Raw genomic sequence first — 17,057 nt, forward strand, 5'->3', positions numbered from 1 at the left:
TACCCAGCATCACAGTGGGTAGGAGCCTGGTGACTGGAGGTGTCACAGGTGGATGTCGAAATATCGGGGCAGCTCGTGGTGCCCGAACACGCCCTCGGCGTGGTGGTGTTCGCGCACGGCAGCGGCAGCAGCAGCCTGAGCCCGCGCAACCGCTTCGTCGCGGACGCGCTCAACGAGGCGGGGCTGGGCACGCTGCTGTTCGACCTGCTCACGCCGGAGGAGGCGGCCGACCGGGGCAACGTGTTCGACATCGAGCTGCTGGCCGGGCGGCTGCTCGCGGCGACCGCCCTGGTGCGCGAGGACCCGGGCGCGACCGGGCTGCCGGTCGGCTACTTCGGGGCCAGCACCGGCGCCGGGGCCGCCCTGTGGGCGGCCGCCGAACCGGACAACATCGTCGCCGCCGTCGTCTCCCGCGGCGGCCGTCCCGACCTCGCCGGGCCGCGCCTGGCGTCGGTACGGGCCCCGACGCTGCTCCTGGTGGGCGGCGCCGACGAGCCGGTGATCGAGCTGAACGAGGCCGCCCAGCGGGAGCTGAACGCCGAGAGCGAGCTGCGGATCGTCCCCGGGGCGACCCACCTGTTCGAGGAGCCCGGGGCGCTCGAGACGGTCGCCGACCTGGCCCGCGACTGGTTCACCCGGCACTTCACCGGCCGTTGACCGGGCTCCAGGTGTATTCGACGACGTCCAGCTCGAACCCGGCATTGAAGCGTTCCACGAACGCGCGGCCGGGCCTGCCGCCCATCCGCTCGTAGAAGGCCCTCGCCGCGGCGTTGTCGCGCAGAACCTCCAGGTAGACGGTCTTGCCCGGGTGGTGCTCGGCGGCCCAGCCGAGCCCCCGGTCCATCAGCCGGCGGCCCAGGCCGGACCGCTTGAGCGTGGGCCGCACGTGCAGGTTGTCCAGCAGCACCCGGCCGTCGCGCTCCGGCACCAGATACGCGAACGCGCTCACACCCGCCTCGTCCTCGGCCACCAGCAGGCAGGGCGGGTCACCGCCGTTGAGGTGGACCTCGCTCTCGGCCCTGGCCCGCCACAGCTCGCGATGGGTCGCGGGCAGCGGCCCCTCCAGGTAGGACTCCGGCATGATCCCGGCATAGGCGGTGCGCCAGCTCTCGGTGTGGAGAGCCGCGATGGCGTCGGCATCGGCCGCGACGCCCGTTCTGATGTTCACGGAAGCCGAGGCTACCGGCGGGCCCTGCGCCCCTCCGTCACCCGCTTCCACACGAACACCCCGACGGCCAGCACGATCAGCCCGATGACCACGTACGTGAGAATGCCCACATACCGCTCCACCAGCGACCACTGCTCGCCCAGCAGGTAGCCGGCCATGACCAGGGCGGTGTTCCACAGGAAGCTGCCCAGCGTGGTGAACAGCGTGAACGCCGGCAGCGGCATCCGCTCCACGCCGGCCGGGATGGAGATCAGGCTGCGGAAGATCGGCACCATCCGCCCGAAGAACACCGTCTTGCGTCCGTGGCGTTCGAACCACGCCTCGGTCTTGCGCACGTCGTCGACCTTGACCAGCGGGACCTTCTCGGCCAGCGCGTGCATCCTGTCGCGCCCCAGGGCCGCGCCGATGCCGTACAGCGCGAGCGCGCCCGCCACCGACCCGACCGTCGTCCACACCAGCACCTGCCAGAGCACCAGCTCCCCCCGGCTCACCGTGAACCCGGCGAGCGGCAGGATCACCTCGCTCGGCACCGGCGGGAACAGGTTCTCCAGCGCGACGGCCAGGCCCGCCCCCGGCGCGCCTAGCGATTCCATCAGACCCGTGACCCAGTCGACGATCCCGTCTGCCATGCCTTGTCTCTAGCCCGTGGAGGCGTGCCTATGCGCTACATCTTCGGCCGGGCAACGTTGTGGCAACCCTCCATAACCCCGGCGGACGTTCTGGTGTGGGATCGGACCCGGCAGCAAAAACCTAGCTGAGGAGCGGGAATGTACCGATTGCGCCTCCCCATCGTGGACGTGGCCCGGGTGGCCGTCTTCGCCGCGCTGATCGCCGCGCTCGGCCTCGTCCCGGGGCTCAACCTGTTCGGCCCGGTGCCGATCACGCTCCAGACGCTCGGCGTCATGCTCGCCGGGGCGATCCTCGGCTCCTGGCGGGCCGCCCTGGCGATCGCGGTGTTCATCCTGCTGGTCGCGGCCGGGCTGCCGCTGCTGGCGGGCGGGCGCGGCGGGCTGGGGGTGTTCACCGGGCCGTCGGTCGGGTTCCTGCTCGGCTGGCTGCCCGGCGCCGCCCTCATCGGGTGGATCGTCGAGCGCGGCGGGCGCTCCCCGGGCATCGGACGGCTGCTGGTAGCCTCCCTGGCCGGTGGCCTCGGGGTCGTCTATCTGGTGGGCATCCCGCTGTGGGCGCTCGTCGGCGGGCTGACGCTGGGGCAGGCGGCCCTGCTCACGCTGGGGTTCGTGCCGGGTGACGTGGCCAAGGCGGTGCTGACGGCGTTCGTGGCGCGCGGGACCCAGCGGGCCTACCCCGACGCGGTCCCGGCCGTGCACCGCGAACGGCTCCGAGCCGGAAAGGAACTCTGAACCTGGCATGCCAGTCGCAGCACAGGTATTGCGGCACGCCGCGTCCCGACCCGGCCGCCTCGCGCTGGCCGGGCCGTCGGGCGAGCTCTCCTACGGCGCCCTGGCCAGGCGGGCCGAACGGCTCGCCGCGGCCCTCGCCCCTCTCCCGGCAGGCGCCGCGACGCCTCTGGCCGTGATCCGCGCGGCCGACCCCGTCGACCAGCTCACCGCCGTGCTGGCGGTCGACCTGCTCGGCGGGACGCCGCTGCTGTGCGACCCGGCCCGCGAGGCGCCGCCCGAGATCCCCGCGGCCCTCACCGTCGACGCCGTCCCGGCCGGCCTGCCGGACGCCGCCTTCACCGGCCGCCCGGCCCGGCCCGGCGACCTGGCCTGGGCCTGCTTCAGCTCGGGCAGCACCGGCCGCCCGCGCGCCGTGGTGCGCACGCGCGGCTCGTGGACCGGCTCGTTCGAGCCGTTCAGCGAGCTCACCGGCATCACCGCCGACGACGTGGTGCTGGTGCCCGGGCCGCTGATCTCCTCCCTGTACGGGTTCGCGGCCGTGCACGCGCTGGCCGCCGGGGCGACGGCGCTGGTGCCCGGCCGCTGGTCGCCCGGCGCGCTGGCCGGGCAGCTCGCGAACGCGACGGCCGTGCACCTGGTGCCGCACCGGCTGCCCGAGCTGCTGGCCGCCCGGCCGGCGGCCAGCCCGCTGCGGGTGGCCGCCGTGGGCGGCGCGGCACTGGCCGAAGGGCTGCGCGAGCGCGCCGGGATACGGGTGGTGTCCTATTACGGGGCCACCGAGCTGTCGTTCGTGGCCGCGGACGCCGACGGCACCGGGTTGCGGCCGTTCCCCGGGGTGGAGATCGACGTCCGGGTCAAGCCGGGCCGCGACCTCGGCACCGTGTGGGCCCGCTCCCCCTGGCTGGCCGAGGGTTACGCGGCCGGGGCGAGCGGGCCGCTGCTCCGCGACGGCGACGGGTGGATGAGCGTCGGCGACCTGGCCGAGCCGTACCGGCCGGGAGAGGCGCTGCGGCTGCGCGGCCGGGGCGACGGCGCGATCCAGACCGGCGGGGCGACCGTGGTGCCCGAGGACGTCGAGGAGGTGCTGCGGGCCGTGCCCGGCGTGGGCGACATCGTGGTGATCGGCTCGCCCCATCCCGACCTGGGCTCGGTCGTCACCGCGATCGTCGAGGCGGCCGGCGCGCCGCCGCCCAGGTCCGCGCTGGAGGCCGTCGCGCGCGGCGGGCTCGACCTGGCGCAGCGGCCCCGCCGCTGGTACGCGGTCCAGGAGCTGCCGCGCACCGCGACGGGCAAGCCGGCCCGCGCGCTCGTCGCCGCCCGGCTCGCCGACGGCGACCCGGCCCTGCGGCGGCTGTCCTGATGGACGCGCCCGTGGTGGTGGCCGCGCGCCGGACGGCGATCGGGACGGCCGGGCACGCGTTCAAGGGCGTGGGCGCCGACCGGCTGGCCGCCCCGGTGATCGCGGCGGTCGTCCGCGACGCGGCCGGGCTCGGGCTGCCGGTGGACGACGTGATGCTGGGCAACTGCATGGGTCCCGGCGGCAACCTGGCCAGGGTGTCGGCGCTGGGCGCCGGGCTGGGCCACGAGGTGCCGGGGGTCACGGTCGACCGGCAGTGCGGGAGCGGCCTGGCCGCCGTCCTGCTCGCCGGGCAGGCCGTACGGAGCGGTGAGGCGGAGCTCGTCGTGGCGGGCGGCGTCGAGAGCGCGTCCACCGCGCCGCTGCGCACCCGCCGTGGCGAGGCCGAGCCGTACGAGCGCGCGCCGTTTGCCCCCGACGGCCATCCCGACCCGGAGATGGGCGCGGCGGCCGAGGCGCTGGGCGTGGCCAGGGGCGTCGAGCGGGACCGGCAGGACCGCTACGCGCTGGCGAGCCACGCCAAGGCGGTGGCCGCGCGGGAGGCGGGCCGGTTCGCGACGGAGATCGTTCCCGTCGAGGGGCGCGACAGCGACCAGCGGCCCCGGCTGCTGCGCGAGGGGTCGCTGGGGCGGCTGCCGGCGGCGTTCGTGCCGGGCGGCGCGGTGACGGCCGGCAACTCGGCGCCCAACAGCGACGGCGCCGCCGCGGTCGCCGTCGTGCCGGAACGGCTGCGGGCCGGGCTGCCCGGGCTGCGGCTGGTGGCCGGGACCGTCACCGGATGCGATCCGGCGCTGCCCGGATGGGGGCCGGTGCCCGCCGTCCGCCGCCTGCTCGCCCGTACCGGGGTGACGATGGAGCAGGTCGCGGCGGTGGAGATCGTGGAGGCGTTCGCGGCGCAGACGCTGGCGGTGACCGACGCGCTGGGGCTCGACCCGCTCGGCGCCGACGCCGGGCGGGTGTGCGCCGACGGCGGCGCGCTCGCGCTCGGGCACCCGTGGGGGGCGAGCGGGGCGGTCGTGGTGACGCGGCTGTTCACGCGGCTCGTCCGGGCGGGCGCGCCGGCGGGGACGCTCGGGCTGGCGACGGCGGCGGTCGGCGGCGGGCTCGGGGTCGCCGCCCTGTTCGAGGTGGTGTGAATGATCGACCTGGCTGACGTGCACGTCCGGCTCGGGCAGCGCGACGTGCTGCGCGGCATCACCGCCACGCTCGCGGAGCGGCGGATCGGCGTGGCCGGCGCCAACGGCTCCGGCAAGAGCACGCTGGCCCGGCTGTTCAACGGGCTGGCGCTGCCCTCGTCCGGCACCGTGACCGTGCTCGGCGACGACACGCGGCGGCACGCGGCGCGGATCCGGCGGCGGGTCGGGTTCCTGTTCACCGATCCGGACGCGCAGATCGTGATGCCGACCGTGGCCGAGGACGTGGCGTTCTCGCTGCGCCGCCACAAGCTGCCGGCCGCCGAGGTGACGCGGCGGGTGTCGGCCGTGCTGGCCCGCTACGGGCTCGACGGGCACGCCGACCACCCGGCCCACCAGCTCTCCGGCGGGCAGAAGCAGTTGCTGGCGCTCTGCTCGGTCCTGGTGCTGGAGCCGGAGATCCTGATCATGGACGAGCCCACGACGCTGCTCGACCTGCGCCACTCCCGGCTGGTCGCCGAGGTGCTGCGCGAGCTGCCGATGCAGGTGATCGTGGTGACGCACGACCTGCCGCTGCTCGACGGGTTCGACCGGGTGCTGGTGCTGGACGAGGGCCGGATCGTGGCCGACGCCACCCCCGAGTCGGCGCTCGGCCACTACCGGAAGCTCATGGCGTGAGCGGCGCGAACGGCCTGGCCGGCATCTACGTGCCCGGGAGCTCGCCGCTGCACCGGCTGCCGGTGGGCGTCAAGCTGCTGGGCCTGGCGGTGTGCTGCACGGTGCTCGTGCTGCTGCGCTCCCCGTGGGCGATGGGGGCGGCGGCGCTGGTGACCGCCGGGCTCTACGCGCTGTCCGGGGTGGGCGCGGCGGCGGCCTGGGCGCAGATCCGGCCGGTGCGCTGGTTCGCGGTGGCGCTGTTCGCCGTGCAGTGGGTGATGGCGGGGCTGCCGACGGCGGCGATGCTCACGTCCAGGCTGGTCCTGGCTGTGGCCCTGGCGGCGCTGGTCACGCTCACCACCCGCACCTCCGCCATGCTGGCGACGCTGGAACGCGGCCTGCGGCCGGCCCGGCGGCTCGGCGTCGACCCGTTCCGGCTGTCGCTGCTGCTGTCGCTGACCATCAGGACCGTGCCGGTGATGGCCGGGCTGGCGGTCCGGGTCAGGGAGGCCCAGCGGGCGCGGGGGGTCGAGTGGAGCCTGCGCGCGTTCGCGGTGCCGCTGGTCGTCAGCGCGCTGCGGCACGCCGACGCCCTGGGCGAGGCGCTCAGCGCGCGCGGCCTCGACGACTGATCAGTCGATCGCGGTGTCCCCGAGCGACTCCAGCAGCCCGCGCAGCAGGGCGACGAACGTGTCGCGGTCGGCCGGGGCCAGGCCGGACAGCAGGCGGGCCTCGTTCGCGACGTGCTCGACCAGGACCTTGTCGACGAGCTCCAGCCCGCGCGGGGTGAGCCTGATGCGGACCGAGCGCCGGTCCTCCACGTCGCGCACCCGCTCGACCAGGCCCTTGGCCTCCATCTTGTCGATCCGGTTGGTGATCGCGCCCGAGGTCACCATCGCCGCCTTGAGCAGCGTCCCGGCGCTCAGCTCGTACGGGGCGCCGGAGCGGCGCAGCGTGGCCAGCACGTCGAACTCGAAGCTCTCCAGCCCGTGCGCGCCGAACACCTCCTTGATCCCGCGCTCCAGCAGGCGCGACAGCCGCGACACCCGGCCGATGACCTCCATCGGCCACACGTCCACGTCCGGCCGCTCGCGCCGCCACTGAGCGGTGACCGCGTCCACCGCGTCGCCCATCGGTAATCCTCTCAATATTAAGAGACTTGACGTTCGCTGAATCAATGTGTTGTTATCTCAACGTTGAGATTATCAATGAGGAGGGAACGTCATGGCAACCATCGCCGCGCCGGCGACCGTCCACCCGGGCCGCGTCGGCGACCTCGTCCTGGCCGCCCTCGCCCCGATGAGCTGGGGCACCACCTACGTCGTGACCACCACGCTGCTGCCCCCCGACCGGCCGCTGCTCGCCGCCACCCTGCGCGCCCTCCCCGCCGGGCTCGTGCTCCTCGCCGTCGCCCGGCGCCTGCCCACCGGCTCGTGGTGGTGGAAGTCCGCGGTGCTCGGCATGCTGAACTTCGGGGCGTTCTTCCCCCTGCTGTTCTTCGGCGCCTACCGGCTGCCCGGCGGCGTCGCCGCCACCATCGGGTCCGTGCAACCGCTGGTCGTGGCGCTGCTGTCGATCCTCGTCCTGTCCGCCCGCCCCGCCAGGGCCGTCCTGTACGCCGCCCTGGCCGGCACCGGCGGCGTGGCCCTGCTGACGCTCACCTCCGAGGCCCGGCTCGACCCGCTCGGCATCCTCGCCATGCTGGCCGCCACCTCCCTCATGGGCCTGGCCATCGTGCTGGCCAAGAAATGGGGACGGCCCGAGTCGCCACTCGTCATGACCGGCTGGCAGCTCACCATCGGCGGCCTGGCCATCGCGCCGCTCACCCTGGCCGTCGAGGGGCTGCCCGCCACCCTCACCGGGCCCAACCTGCTCGGCTTCGCCTACCTGGGCGTGTTCGGCACCGCGATCGCCTACGCGCTGTGGTTCCGCGGCATCGACCGGCTCGCGCCCACCTCCGTGTCGCTGCTCGGCCTCACCAACCCGCTCGTGGCCACCGTCGCCGGGCTCGCCGTGCTCGGCCAGACGCTCAACGGCTGGCAGATCGCCGGCTTCGTCCTCGCGCTCGGCGCGCTCGTCGCCGGTCAGACCTTCGCCAGGAAGTCCTGAGGACGCTCACCGATCCCCGGGCAGCGCCCGGCCGCCGCGCTCCCGCTCCTCGACGAACCGGGCGATGACCCGAGCGCACTCCAGCGCCTCGGCCTTCGCGGTGTCGACCTCCAGGTCGTAGCGCACCCCCTGGTGCACGATCTCGGCCTGCGACACCGCCATCCCCGCCACCCGGTCGCCGCGCGCCGTCTCCCGCGCCGCCGCGACCGCCGCCTCGCACCTGACGCCCACCCACGCCACGTCGAGCCCGGCCAGGGCCCGCACCCACCGCTCCTGCGAGGCGGCCCCGCCCAGGAACACCTCGTCCACGATCACCCGCGCCCCCGCCCGCGCCATCGCGGCGACCCCGGCGATCCAGGCGGCGTCCAGCCTGCTGAACTCCGGCCCGACGCTGATCCCCCCGTCGGGCGCGAACTCGATCCCCGCCTCCGACGAGCGCATGGCGACGGGCATCGCCTCGATCATCGTGTCGACCCCGAGCGTCAGCCACGGCTCCGGCAGGATCGCCTGCAGACACCGCGCGATCCCGGACTTCCCCGAGCTGGACCCGCCATTGAGCACGATCACCTGAACAGCCATCGCGCCACGATACCGACCCCCGCCTCCCGGCGTGCGGTCAGCGGACGTACACGTCCGGGGTGGGTGGGGTGGGCATGGCGTTCCCGATGAAGAAGCTCGGGTGCGGGGGCTGGTTGTAGGCGGTGTTCTGCCAGGCGAGCGCGACCCGGTACTGCGGGTCGTGCAGCAGGGTGTGGATCTTGGTGGTGGTGACGTGCGGCGTCGCGTAGATGCGCAGGGCGCGGTTGTCGGTCGTCGGCCAGATGACCTCTTCGCGCCAGTCGCCCAGGATGTCGCCCGACAGCGACGGGGTGGCCTTGGTGCCGTTGTTGGAGTGGACGCCCGAGGCGGTCAGCAGCCTGGTCTCGCCGCCGGTGCCGTACTTGTCGATCCTGGTCTGGTCCAGCAGTTCACGGACGGGGTCGCCGTCCCACCAGGACAGGAAGTTGGCCGAGGAGGGCTGGCGGCCGATGACGGCGCCGGACGTGTTGCGCAGGCCGTCCTGGCCGGCGCCCGCGGCCCAGGACTCGGCGCCGGGGCTGCCCGCGTGGATGTCGCCGGCGACGCCGCGGCCGGGGCCCTCGCCGGAGGAACTGCCGGTGCGCCACAGCGCCGAGCCGGTGCGGGCGTCGAGCATGTAGAGGCCGGGCGGGGAGGACGATTCGGAGATCTTCACGTACTCCTGGCCGGGCCTGCCGGGGTCGAGGTCGCCGAGGTGGGCGGCGTCGCCGTGGCCCCAGCGGGTGTTCCACAGGCCGCGGCCGTCGTCGTTGACGGCGGCGGCGCCGTACACGATCTCGTCGCGCCCGTCGGCGTCGACGTCGCCGATGGTGAGCGAGTGGTTGCCCTGGCCGGCGTAGGCGCTGTTGCCGGAGCTGTTGGAGTCGAACGTCCAGCGCTTGGTGAGGCGGCCGTCGCGGAAGTCCCAGGCGGCGATGACCGAGCGGGTGTAGTAGCCGCGCGCCATGATGAGCGAGGGCCGTTCGCCGTCGAGGTACGCGGTGCCGGCCAGGAAGCGGTCGACGCGGTTGCCGTAGCTGTCGCCCCAGGAGGAGACGTCGCCGCGCGGCGGGTCGTAGGGCACGGTCGACATGGCGGCGCCGGTCTGCCCGTTGAACATGGTGAGGAATTCGGGCCCGGTGAGGATGTAGCCGCCGGAGTTGCGATGGTCGGCTCCGGCGTCGCCGATGACGGCGCCTCGGCCGTCGACGGTGCCGTCGGCGGTCTTCATCGCGACTTCGGCCTTGCCGTCGCCGTCGTAGTCGTACACCTGGAACTGGGTGTAGTGGGCTCCGGCGCGGATGTTGCGGCCGAGGTTGACGCGCCACAGCCGGGTGCCGTCGAGCTTGACGCCGTCGACGTAGACGGGGTCGGTCACGCCGGACTGGGAGTTGTCCTTGGCGTTGTTCGGCTCCCACTTCAGCACGAGGTCGAGGCGGCCGTCGCCGTCGAGGTCGCCGACGCTCGCGTCGTTGGCGTGGTGGCCGGAGGACGGCGGGCTGACGGGCACGTCGAGGTAGCCGTTGCCGAAGCGCAGCGACGGCTCGGACGCGGGCCCCTCGGCGCCCCCGGTGACGGGCCGGACGGTGTAGGTGGCGTCGGCGGCGGCGCCGGGATCCAGGTAGTTGGTGGAGTTCGTCACGGTGGCGATGCGGGTGCCGCCCCGGTAGACGTTGTAGGCGGTCTGGCGGGCCTCGGTGCCGAGCAGCCGCCAGGACACCAGGTTGCCAATGCCGGAGCGCACGCTGACCAGGCCCCGGTCGAGGTCCTCGACCTGCTTGCCGCCCTCGGGGCCGGGCGGCGGGGTGGTGACGGTGGGAGACGGCGACGGCTCGGCACCGGTGCAGGCGACGCCGTTCAGGGCGAAGGACTCCGGTACGGGGTTCGCGCTGCCGTTCCAGGACGCGTTGAACCCGAAGGCGACGCTGCCCCCGGCCGGGAGGGCGGCGTTGTAGCCCACGTCGGTCATGGTGACGGCGGCGCCGCTCTGGCTCGGCTGGGCGTTCCACGCCTGGGTGATCTGCTGCCCGGCCCCGTAAGTCCAGGTCAGCCGCCAGCCGTCGACGGCGTCGCCGAGGTTGCGGATGGTCACGTTGCCGGTGAACCCGCCGGACCACTGCGTGGCGACGGCGTAGTCCACGTCGCAGGCCACGGCGGCGGAGGCGGGTAACTGCCCGACCAGCGCGCCCGCGACCGCGAGCCCGGCCGTGGCGGCCAGGCAGGCTTTGAATCGATTCATCGTGAAGTCCCAACTGAGGGGAGGACTGAGACGTCTCAGACGCTAGAAGCCGCCCGCGCGGTGGTCAATCACGCGGGCGGCTGCCGTTGTATCGATTCAGGTCAGACCCCGGCCGGAGCTGAAACTTTCAGCGCGGCCCAGAAGGCGTACCGGTGCTCCCCGGCGAAGTCGACGGGCCCGGTCGCGTCCGGTGCGAGCGCCTGCACGTACGGCTCGGGCGCGGTGAAGGCGGGCCAGCCGGGGTCGCCGTCGCGGGCGAAGGCGGCCCAGCGGCCGATCATGTACTCGGCCAGCCGCCGCTGCCCCTCGTCCAGCGGCTCGTTGTAGCCCACGTCGAACAGGTACGGCAGGTCGGCGGCATGATAGGCGCCCATGTCGTACGGCTTGGGGAAGGCCGCGAACCAGGGCGCGGCGGCGTCGGCGAACTCGTAGGCGTAGGCGGCGGTCCGCCGCGACAGCGCCGCCCCGGTGTCGAGCGCGTGCCGCGCGTACTGGGCGTCGGTCAGCGCCGTGGCCAGCGCCTGGCTCGGTGAGGCGTAGGCGTCCGCCGGGTACTCGGCCAGCACCGCGTCCGCGTCGCCGCCGAAGGCCGCGCGCACCTCGTCCGCGTAGTGCCCGGCGGGGATCGGCCCGCCGTGGACGGCCATCTCCAGCCCCCACACGTGCATCCGCTGCTCGTGCCGGTTGATCCCGAACAGCACCGGAACCGGGTGGAAGTCGCCGGCCCGCACCGCCGCCGCCGGATCGACCGGCAGCGCCCCGCCTCCGGCGACCGGCCCGAACCCGGGCTGCGCGGGGTCGGCGGCGGCCCGCAGCAGCTCCTCGACCGGGACCTCGCGCAGCCGGCCCAGGTCGGCCAGGCCGAGCCGCGCGACCAGCGCCTCGCCCTCCCGCTCGGCCTGCGCGCGGGGGCGCGGGTTGTTGCCCAGGGCGAGCGAGGGCGCCCACGGCGCGGTCACCGGCGCGCTCTGCAGGATCGCCCGGTGGAACAGCCCGGCCGATCCCGGCATCACCAGGTGGGCCCCGGCGGCGACGCCTCCGGACGACTCGCCGAACAGCGTCACGTTGCCCGGGTCGCCGCCGAACGCCGCCGCGTTGCGCCGCACCCAGCGCAGCGCCTCCTGCTGGTCGAGCAGCCCGCAGTCGGCCGACTCGGGGTCGAGCGCCGGATGGGCGAGGAAACCGAGCGCGCCGAGCCGGTAGTTGACGGTCACCACGACCACCCGGCCCTGGACGGCCAGCCGCCGGGCGTCGTAGAGGTGACCGGCGCCGTCCTTGAAGCTGCCGCCGTGCAGCCACACCATCACGGGCAGCCCGGCGCCCTCGCGGGGCGCGGTCACGTTGAGGTAGAGGCAGTCCTCGCTGAGGCTTCCGGCTCCCAGGTGGTCGCCGGTCTGCGCGCACATCGGCCCCGGCCGGGTGGCGTCCAGCGGCTCGGTCCAGGCCGCCGCCGGTCGCGGCGCGCGCCAGCGCAGCTCGCCCACGGGCGGGGCGGCGTACGGGATGCCGAGGTAGGCGCGGTGGTCGGCGGTGACGAGCCCGCGCACGGGGCCGCGGTCGGTGAGCACGATGTCCATGTCCGGAACCGTACCCCGAATTTGGGCGATCGCGCAAGACGAACGCCTAAGGCGAACGCTCATCCTCCCGGCGGGCCTTGGCGCGGCGCTTGCCCTCGTGCATCGCCTGCACCCGCGCCACCGGGATCGTGTGCCCCTCCTCGATCAGGTCGGCGGGCAGCCGCTGCTCGGCGGGCATCAGCTCGGCCCACGGGTCACCGTCGCCGAGCCTGTCCACAGCGGTGTGGACGGTGAAGTCACGCGGCGACACCCGGTCCAGCTCCTCCCACGCCACCGGGAACGAGACCGGCGTGCCCGGCCGGATGCGCGGGCTGTAGGCGGCCACCACCGTCGCCCCGCCCGCCCGGGTCGAGTCCAGGAACACCTTGCCGCCCCGGTCCTCCCGGATGAACGCCGTCGTGGCCAGCGACGGGTCGATCCGCTCGGCGCGCGCCGCCAGCGCCCGGGTGGCCGCCGCCAGGTCCTCCATGCCGATCCCGGCCACCACCGGCACGAACACGTGCACCCCCTTGGCCCCGCTGGTCTTGACCGCCCCGGCCAGCCCGCAGTCGGCCAGCGCCTGCCGTACCAGCATCGCGGCGGCCACCACCGCCCCGAACCCCGCCCCCTCCGGCGGGTCGAGGTCGAGCACCAGGTGGGTGAAGTGATCACCCCGCACCAGCGCCGGGTGGTACTCGACCGCCCGCTGGTTGCCGAACCACAGCAGCGTCCGCCGGTCGTCGCACAGCGCGTAGGTGACCCGCCTGCGGGACGCCTCCGCCCACATCGACGTCGTACGGATCCAGTCGGGGGCGTACTTGGGCAGGTTCTTCTGCATGAAGGGAGCCTGGCCGGGCCGCACCCGGATCACCGACAGCGCCCGCTCGCGCAGCCCCGGCAGCATCCGGTCGCGCACCGCGTCGAGGTAGTCGACCAGGTCCCGCTTGGTCGCCTCCGCGCCGTCGAACAGGGGCTGGTCGAGGTTGGTCAGCGCCACCCCGTCGCGTGTCTCATCGCTGGTCACCCGGTCTACGATGCCCACCCGAACCGGATCGACGCAAGCATGGTCAAAACGCGGTCAAAGGCGGCGGCACTGGCCTTCCTTGTCGCCGTCGACGGAGTTGCGGCCGCCGGTCGGCCGCGGGCTGTTGTCCTCGCACTGCAGGTTGCCGTCGACCTTGTTGCGGTGGACGCGGACGCCGCCGCGGTTGTCCTTCACCTGGATGTCGCCGTCCACCCGGTTGCCCTCGACGCGCTGGCGGCGGTCGTTGTCCTCAAGCTGGATGTTGCCGTCGACCCGCGACGAGGTCACCGTGGTGGCGCCCCCGTCCTCCACCTGGATGTCGCCGCCCACCACCGAACGGGAGGTCACCGACACCGAGCGGGCGCCATCGGCCTGCACGTTGCCGTCGACCTTCACCCGCTTGGCCAGCAGCGTCGCGCCCTTGCCCACCTTCACGTCACCCTCGACCCGGGTGCCGGACAGCTTGCACGTGGCGCCCTTCGGCACATACAGGCTGTCCACGCTCACCGCGCCGATCGTGCCCCGGCAGGTCCTGTCGTCGGCGAGCGCCGGACCGGCTGCCACGAACCCGCCGAACACGGTGGTCAGCGCGGCGCCTGCCAGAACCAGCTTGACGTTCCTCATGTCGTTTCCTTCCCATCGGTGCGGACATGAAGAAGCATCTCGATCAGCGGTGAGGGCCCGGTGAGGCGAACATTAGCCCTTTCTCATCCAAATGCCCCATGTCGCCCCAGAACCTCAGACCCACAGATAGTCGTAGTCGGGCGACGCCGGACGGATGTGCAGGCCGCCGTCACGTACCTGCCACTCGTCCTGGCCGTGGACCTCGTGGAAGACGAGGAACAGGCCGCACACGCGGTCGCCGTCCTCGTCGGCGGCCGGCAGCGCGGCGACCGCGCGGACCCGCTCCTCCAAGTCGGCCAGCAGAGGCGCGGGGACGGCCCGCAGGTAGGAGGCCACGTCGAACCAGCCCTCCGGGAACGACCAGCCCGAGTCGTCCCCGATGACCCGCGCGGCCTCGTCCCGCAACCCGTTGAACTCCAGCCAGCCGCGAACGTAGACGATGGCGCCCATGAGCCCATCATGGTGTCATGACCGTCCCCGACCTTCCCGCCGACGGCGGTTTCCTGCTGCGGCCGTGGCGGCTGACCGACCTGCCCGCGGTCGCCGAGGCCGCCGCCGACCCGTACATCCCGTTGATCACCTCCGTTCCGGCGGTGTACTCCGACGCCGAGGGCGCGGCCTTCGTCCGCCGCCAGTGGGCGAGAGCCGCCGACGGCGTGGGCTACTCGTTCGCGATCGCCCGTGACGGCCGCGCCGTTGGCCAGATCGGGCTGTGGCCCGGCCCCCACGGCCGCGCGAGCGTCGGCTACTGGGTGGCCGGATCGGCCAGGGGGCAGGGGGTGGCGTGCGCGGCACTGCGTACGTGTACGCCAGGGTCGCGGGCTGAGGTTTTCCGCAGGTGGGTGTGCGGTCCGCCGCATGGTCCGGCCGGTCCGGCGTCCCTAGCGTTGAGGTCATGATCCTGACGAAGACCGTGGCGCTCGCCCTCGCCCTGACCACCGTGGCACCGACGCACGAGCAGTTGAGGACCCAGCTGGACGCGCTGGTGGACGCGAAGGCCATGACGGCCGCGCTGGCGCTGGTGCGCGAGGACGGCCGCGACCGGGCGATGGCCGTCGGCGTGCGGGACGTGCGCTCGAAGGCGCCCGCCGACCCGCGCGGCTATTTCCGCGTCGGCAGCGTGACCAAGACGTTCGTGGCGACCGTGCTGCTGCAACTCGCCGACGAGGGCAAGCTGTCCCTCGACGACCTGGTGACCAAGCACCTGCCGGGCGCGCTCCCCGAGGACAGCCAGGTCACCGTCCGCCAGGCGCTCAACCACACGAGCGGCGTCTTCGACTACGCGGGCGCCGGCATCCCCGGCTGGTCGGCGCGCGACTACCGGCCGAGGGAGACGCTGTACGACCAGACGCCGCAGGAGCTGCTGGCCGTGGGCCTGTCGAAGCCGCCGTACTTCAAGCCGGGCCAGGGCTGGCGCTACTCCAACACGAACTACGTGATCGCCGCCATGCTGATTGAGAAGCTGACCGGCAACCCGTACGCGAAGGAGATCGAGAACCGCATCCTGCGCCCGCTGGGCCTGCGGCACACGCTGCTGCCGGGCCACCGCAAGGACCTGCCGAAGCCGCACGCGCGCGGCTACGCGCCGTACCAGGGCAAGATGGTCGACGCGACCCGGATGAACCCGTCCCTGGAGTACGGCGCGGGCGAGATGATCTCGACGACGGCCGATCTGGCGACGTTCCTGGACGCGCTGCTCGGCGGCAAGCTGACCAGCGGGCAGGCGCTCAAGCAGATGCGCACGATGGAGAACGCGGGCCAGGGCATGGGCTACGGGCTGGGCCTGCAGGCGTTCCCGCTGCCGTGCGGTGGCAAGGTGTACGGGCACAGCGGCGGCACGTTCGGCTATCTGACCTACGCGCTGCGCTCGGACTCGGGCCGCACGCTGGTCCTGTCCGGCAACCCGTACACGGGCGAGACCCCCGCCGACGCGCTGCCGAAGGTGCTGGCGACGGCGTTCTGCTGAGCGAAGGCTCAGTCGAGCACCGCCTCCACCAGGAACCGGTGGTTGCGCACGGAGAAGCCGCCGTCGGACGTGATCCGCTCGTGCAGCGCGCGGAGCGGGCCCGCGTGGCGTTCGTGGTCGAAGTCGCGGATCTGCCACGGGACGGCACGCAGGTGGAAGACGACGGCGCCGATGTCGTGGAAGACGTACTCGGTCATCTCCTCTCGGGCGTCGGCGATGCGCAGGCCGGCGCGGCGCAGGCGGCGGGCCGCGACGTCGAGCGTCCACCCGTCCGCCGTGGCGGCGGGCGGCGCGCAGAGGGCGGCGTTCAGCTCCAGGTCGTTGCGGCTGCCGACCTGCTGGGTGAGCAGTCGCCCGCCGGGGGCGAGCACGCGGGCGACTTCGGCCGCGTCGAGCCCGCCGTGCCGGTTGAGCACCAGGTCGAAGGCCGCGTCCCGGGCGGGCAGGCGCTCCGCGGAGCCGCCGAGCACGGCCACGCCCAGCGGCCCGAGCCGCCGGGCGGCGACGGCCAGGTTGGGCGGCCAGCCCTCCAGGGCGACCGTGCGTGGCGGCAGCGGCGCCAGGGAGGCCAGGACCTCGCCGCCGCCGGTGTCGACGTCCAGCGGGCGGCGCGCCGAGGCGAGCAGCGCCGACGCGCGGGCCGCGTAGCTCCACGACGGCGTCCCGCCGCTCGTCCTGCCCCGCAGCCAGGAGAAGTCCCATCCGCGCACGGACGCCCGGACCGCCTGGTCCACCAGATCCTCGTAGCCGGTCACCCGATCACCGTAGTGACGCCCGGCCGCGATCACCGCCTCATTTCCGGCCGGGTCACCGTCAGGGTATCTTGACGGCATGACCTTGAAGCTGAGCGACATCCCCGGCCACGAGGGGTTCGCGGCACCCGTGCTTCCCGGCGGCGAGCTCGCCCGCTCGGGCAGCGCGTTCACCAGGACCTTCATCGGCTACCAGGCCGCCTGCTCGTGCGGCTGGGCCGACCGGCGCCGCTTCCCGCCCTCGCCGCAGGGCGCGAAGGAGGCCGAGGAGCAGTGGTACAAGCACGCCGGCCCGCTGCTCGCCGCCGCCCCGCCCAACTGGCTGGTGATCAAGTCGAACCTGCTGTGCGAGCAGGTCGCGAACCTCACCGGCGACCGCCCGCTCGCCGCCCTCACCGTGCTCACCCAGGTGGAAGCCTGGCAGCGCGCCCTCCTCGACCGGGCCGTGGCCGCCGCCAGGGCCGGAGGGGCGTCGTGGTCGCAGGTCGGCGACGCGATGGGGATCTCCAAGCAGGCCGCCCACGAGCGGTTCAGGGACGCCGAGCCGGTCTGA

General features: G+C 74.0%; 20 protein-coding genes. 10 read left to right on the top strand and 10 right to left on the bottom strand.

What is annotated here, in order from left to right; all coding sequences use genetic code 11:
- The first annotated feature begins 48 nt into the window (after positions 1-48).
- Complete coding sequence (locus AB0G11_RS06520; protein ID WP_357584371.1) at positions 49-657, top strand: dienelactone hydrolase family protein; 609 nt, start codon at positions 49-51, stop codon at positions 655-657.
- On the opposite strand, the gene AB0G11_RS06525 is transcribed toward AB0G11_RS06520, so the two are convergent.
- Together AB0G11_RS06525 and AB0G11_RS06530 are read right to left on the bottom strand one after the other, a co-directional pair.
- Entirely contained in the window at positions 644-1,168 is a 525-nt protein-coding gene (locus tag AB0G11_RS06525; protein ID WP_357584373.1) for a GNAT family N-acetyltransferase, read from the bottom strand. The two genes, AB0G11_RS06520 and AB0G11_RS06525, sit on opposite strands and share 14 nt — an antisense overlap.
- A gap of 11 nt (positions 1,169-1,179) precedes the next feature.
- Positions 1,180-1,797: a DedA family protein gene (locus tag AB0G11_RS06530; protein WP_246646405.1), complete on the bottom strand. Its 618-nt coding sequence runs from the start codon at positions 1,795-1,797 to the stop codon at positions 1,180-1,182.
- Positions 1,798-1,935: 138 nt separating this feature from the next.
- Here AB0G11_RS06530 and AB0G11_RS06535 point away from each other — a divergent pair, with 138 nt between their 5' ends.
- Genes AB0G11_RS06535 through AB0G11_RS06555 form a run of 5 tightly spaced genes read left to right on the top strand, consistent with a single transcriptional unit; the run spans position 1,936 to position 6,308 of the window.
- Positions 1,936-2,529: a biotin transporter BioY gene (locus AB0G11_RS06535; RefSeq protein ID WP_357584375.1), complete on the top strand. Its 594-nt coding sequence runs from the start codon at positions 1,936-1,938 to the stop codon at positions 2,527-2,529.
- A gap of 7 nt (positions 2,530-2,536) precedes the next feature.
- A complete protein-coding gene (locus AB0G11_RS06540; protein WP_357584377.1) occupies positions 2,537-3,889 on the top strand; it encodes an AMP-binding protein in 1,353 nt (450 codons plus the stop codon).
- Positions 3,889-5,022, top strand: coding sequence for a thiolase family protein (locus AB0G11_RS06545; RefSeq protein ID WP_357584379.1), 1,134 nt, complete (start codon positions 3,889-3,891; stop codon positions 5,020-5,022). Before AB0G11_RS06540 ends, AB0G11_RS06545 begins: the two co-directional genes overlap by 1 nt.
- Complete coding sequence (locus AB0G11_RS06550; RefSeq protein WP_357584381.1) at positions 5,023-5,697, top strand: ABC transporter ATP-binding protein; 675 nt, start codon at positions 5,023-5,025, stop codon at positions 5,695-5,697.
- The gene (locus AB0G11_RS06555; protein ID WP_357584383.1) at positions 5,694-6,308 is read left to right on the top strand and encodes an energy-coupling factor transporter transmembrane protein EcfT; all 615 of its coding nucleotides are present in this window, start codon (positions 5,694-5,696) and stop codon (positions 6,306-6,308) included. Before AB0G11_RS06550 ends, AB0G11_RS06555 begins: the two co-directional genes overlap by 4 nt.
- Here the strand turns inward: AB0G11_RS06555 and AB0G11_RS06560 are convergent, their stop codons facing one another.
- The gene (locus tag AB0G11_RS06560; protein WP_219512509.1) at positions 6,309-6,809 is read right to left on the bottom strand and encodes a MarR family transcriptional regulator; all 501 of its coding nucleotides are present in this window, start codon (positions 6,807-6,809) and stop codon (positions 6,309-6,311) included.
- Positions 6,810-6,900: 91 nt separating this feature from the next.
- Here AB0G11_RS06560 and AB0G11_RS06565 point away from each other — a divergent pair, with 91 nt between their 5' ends.
- Complete coding sequence (locus AB0G11_RS06565) at positions 6,901-7,785, top strand: EamA family transporter (RefSeq protein ID WP_357584385.1); 885 nt, start codon at positions 6,901-6,903, stop codon at positions 7,783-7,785.
- A 6-nt stretch (positions 7,786-7,791) separates the two neighbouring features.
- Here AB0G11_RS06565 and cpt read toward each other — a convergent pair whose 3' ends face one another.
- From cpt to AB0G11_RS06595, 6 genes are all read right to left on the bottom strand, one after another.
- Complete coding sequence (cpt, locus tag AB0G11_RS06570) at positions 7,792-8,364, bottom strand: chloramphenicol phosphotransferase CPT (RefSeq protein WP_357584387.1); 573 nt, start codon at positions 8,362-8,364, stop codon at positions 7,792-7,794.
- 37 nt (positions 8,365-8,401) lie between these two features.
- Complete coding sequence (locus tag AB0G11_RS06575; protein WP_357584389.1) at positions 8,402-10,582, bottom strand: cellulose binding domain-containing protein; 2,181 nt, start codon at positions 10,580-10,582, stop codon at positions 8,402-8,404.
- A gap of 101 nt (positions 10,583-10,683) precedes the next feature.
- Complete coding sequence (locus AB0G11_RS06580; RefSeq protein ID WP_357584391.1) at positions 10,684-12,159, bottom strand: carboxylesterase family protein; 1,476 nt, start codon at positions 12,157-12,159, stop codon at positions 10,684-10,686.
- 46 nt (positions 12,160-12,205) lie between these two features.
- On the bottom strand, positions 12,206-13,162 hold the full coding sequence (locus AB0G11_RS06585; RefSeq protein WP_357584393.1) for an ATP-dependent DNA ligase: 957 nt from the start codon (positions 13,160-13,162) through the stop codon (positions 12,206-12,208).
- 54 nt (positions 13,163-13,216) lie between these two features.
- Complete coding sequence (locus AB0G11_RS06590) at positions 13,217-13,786, bottom strand: hypothetical protein (RefSeq protein WP_219512528.1); 570 nt, start codon at positions 13,784-13,786, stop codon at positions 13,217-13,219.
- Between the two features lie 114 nt (positions 13,787-13,900).
- Positions 13,901-14,236 (bottom strand): hypothetical protein, encoded by a 336-nt coding sequence (locus AB0G11_RS06595; RefSeq protein ID WP_357584395.1) that lies wholly within the window; start codon positions 14,234-14,236, stop codon positions 13,901-13,903.
- Positions 14,237-14,253: 17 nt separating this feature from the next.
- Here AB0G11_RS06595 and AB0G11_RS06600 point away from each other — a divergent pair, with 17 nt between their 5' ends.
- Positions 14,254-14,685: a GNAT family N-acetyltransferase gene (locus AB0G11_RS06600; RefSeq protein ID WP_357584397.1), complete on the top strand. Its 432-nt coding sequence runs from the start codon at positions 14,254-14,256 to the stop codon at positions 14,683-14,685.
- Complete coding sequence (locus tag AB0G11_RS06605; protein ID WP_357584399.1) at positions 14,682-15,752, top strand: serine hydrolase domain-containing protein; 1,071 nt, start codon at positions 14,682-14,684, stop codon at positions 15,750-15,752. The genes AB0G11_RS06600 and AB0G11_RS06605 overlap by 4 nt, the downstream gene beginning before the upstream one ends.
- Before the next feature lie 8 nt (positions 15,753-15,760).
- On the opposite strand, the gene AB0G11_RS06610 is transcribed toward AB0G11_RS06605, so the two are convergent.
- Positions 15,761-16,585 carry a class I SAM-dependent methyltransferase gene (locus tag AB0G11_RS06610; RefSeq protein WP_357584401.1) on the bottom strand — a complete coding sequence of 275 codons (825 nt, stop codon included), beginning with the start codon at positions 16,583-16,585 and terminating at the stop codon, positions 15,761-15,763.
- Between AB0G11_RS06610 and AB0G11_RS06615 the strand changes: the two genes are divergently transcribed.
- Positions 16,584-17,057, top strand: coding sequence for a hypothetical protein (locus AB0G11_RS06615; RefSeq protein WP_357584403.1), 474 nt, complete (start codon positions 16,584-16,586; stop codon positions 17,055-17,057). The genes AB0G11_RS06610 and AB0G11_RS06615 overlap by 2 nt on opposite strands.

Source organism: Nonomuraea sp. NPDC023979 (assembly GCF_040639085.1).
Classification (GTDB): Bacteria; Actinomycetota; Actinomycetes; order Streptosporangiales; family Streptosporangiaceae; genus Nonomuraea; species Nonomuraea ceibae.

What these genes read in the sequence shown, in the direction of transcription:
- AB0G11_RS06530 (WP_246646405.1), bottom strand. Translation starts at nt 1,797, where the DNA reads ATGGCAGACGGGATCGTCGACTGGGTCACGGGTCTGATGGAATCGCTA.
- AB0G11_RS06535 (WP_357584375.1), top strand. Translation starts at nt 1,936, where the DNA reads ATGTACCGATTGCGCCTCCCCATCGTGGACGTGGCCCGGGTGGCCGTC.
- AB0G11_RS06540 (WP_357584377.1), top strand. Translation starts at nt 2,537, where the DNA reads ATGCCAGTCGCAGCACAGGTATTGCGGCACGCCGCGTCCCGACCCGGC.
- AB0G11_RS06545 (WP_357584379.1), top strand. Translation starts at nt 3,889, where the DNA reads ATGGACGCGCCCGTGGTGGTGGCCGCGCGCCGGACGGCGATCGGGACG.
- AB0G11_RS06550 (WP_357584381.1), top strand. Translation starts at nt 5,023, where the DNA reads ATGATCGACCTGGCTGACGTGCACGTCCGGCTCGGGCAGCGCGACGTG.
- AB0G11_RS06560 (WP_219512509.1), bottom strand. Translation starts at nt 6,809, where the DNA reads ATGGGCGACGCGGTGGACGCGGTCACCGCTCAGTGGCGGCGCGAGCGG.
- AB0G11_RS06565 (WP_357584385.1), top strand. Translation starts at nt 6,901, where the DNA reads ATGGCAACCATCGCCGCGCCGGCGACCGTCCACCCGGGCCGCGTCGGC.
- cpt (WP_357584387.1), bottom strand. Translation starts at nt 8,364, where the DNA reads ATGGCTGTTCAGGTGATCGTGCTCAATGGCGGGTCCAGCTCGGGGAAG.
- AB0G11_RS06575 (WP_357584389.1), bottom strand. Translation starts at nt 10,582, where the DNA reads ATGAATCGATTCAAAGCCTGCCTGGCCGCCACGGCCGGGCTCGCGGTC.
- AB0G11_RS06580 (WP_357584391.1), bottom strand. Translation starts at nt 12,159, where the DNA reads ATGGACATCGTGCTCACCGACCGCGGCCCCGTGCGCGGGCTCGTCACC.
- AB0G11_RS06590 (WP_219512528.1), bottom strand. Translation starts at nt 13,786, where the DNA reads ATGAGGAACGTCAAGCTGGTTCTGGCAGGCGCCGCGCTGACCACCGTG.
- AB0G11_RS06595 (WP_357584395.1), bottom strand. Translation starts at nt 14,236, where the DNA reads ATGGGCGCCATCGTCTACGTTCGCGGCTGGCTGGAGTTCAACGGGTTG.
- AB0G11_RS06600 (WP_357584397.1), top strand. Translation starts at nt 14,254, where the DNA reads ATGACCGTCCCCGACCTTCCCGCCGACGGCGGTTTCCTGCTGCGGCCG.
- AB0G11_RS06605 (WP_357584399.1), top strand. Translation starts at nt 14,682, where the DNA reads ATGATCCTGACGAAGACCGTGGCGCTCGCCCTCGCCCTGACCACCGTG.
- AB0G11_RS06615 (WP_357584403.1), top strand. Translation starts at nt 16,584, where the DNA reads ATGACCTTGAAGCTGAGCGACATCCCCGGCCACGAGGGGTTCGCGGCA.
- AB0G11_RS06610 (WP_357584401.1), bottom strand. Translation starts at nt 16,585, where the DNA reads ATGCCGTCAAGATACCCTGACGGTGACCCGGCCGGAAATGAGGCGGTG.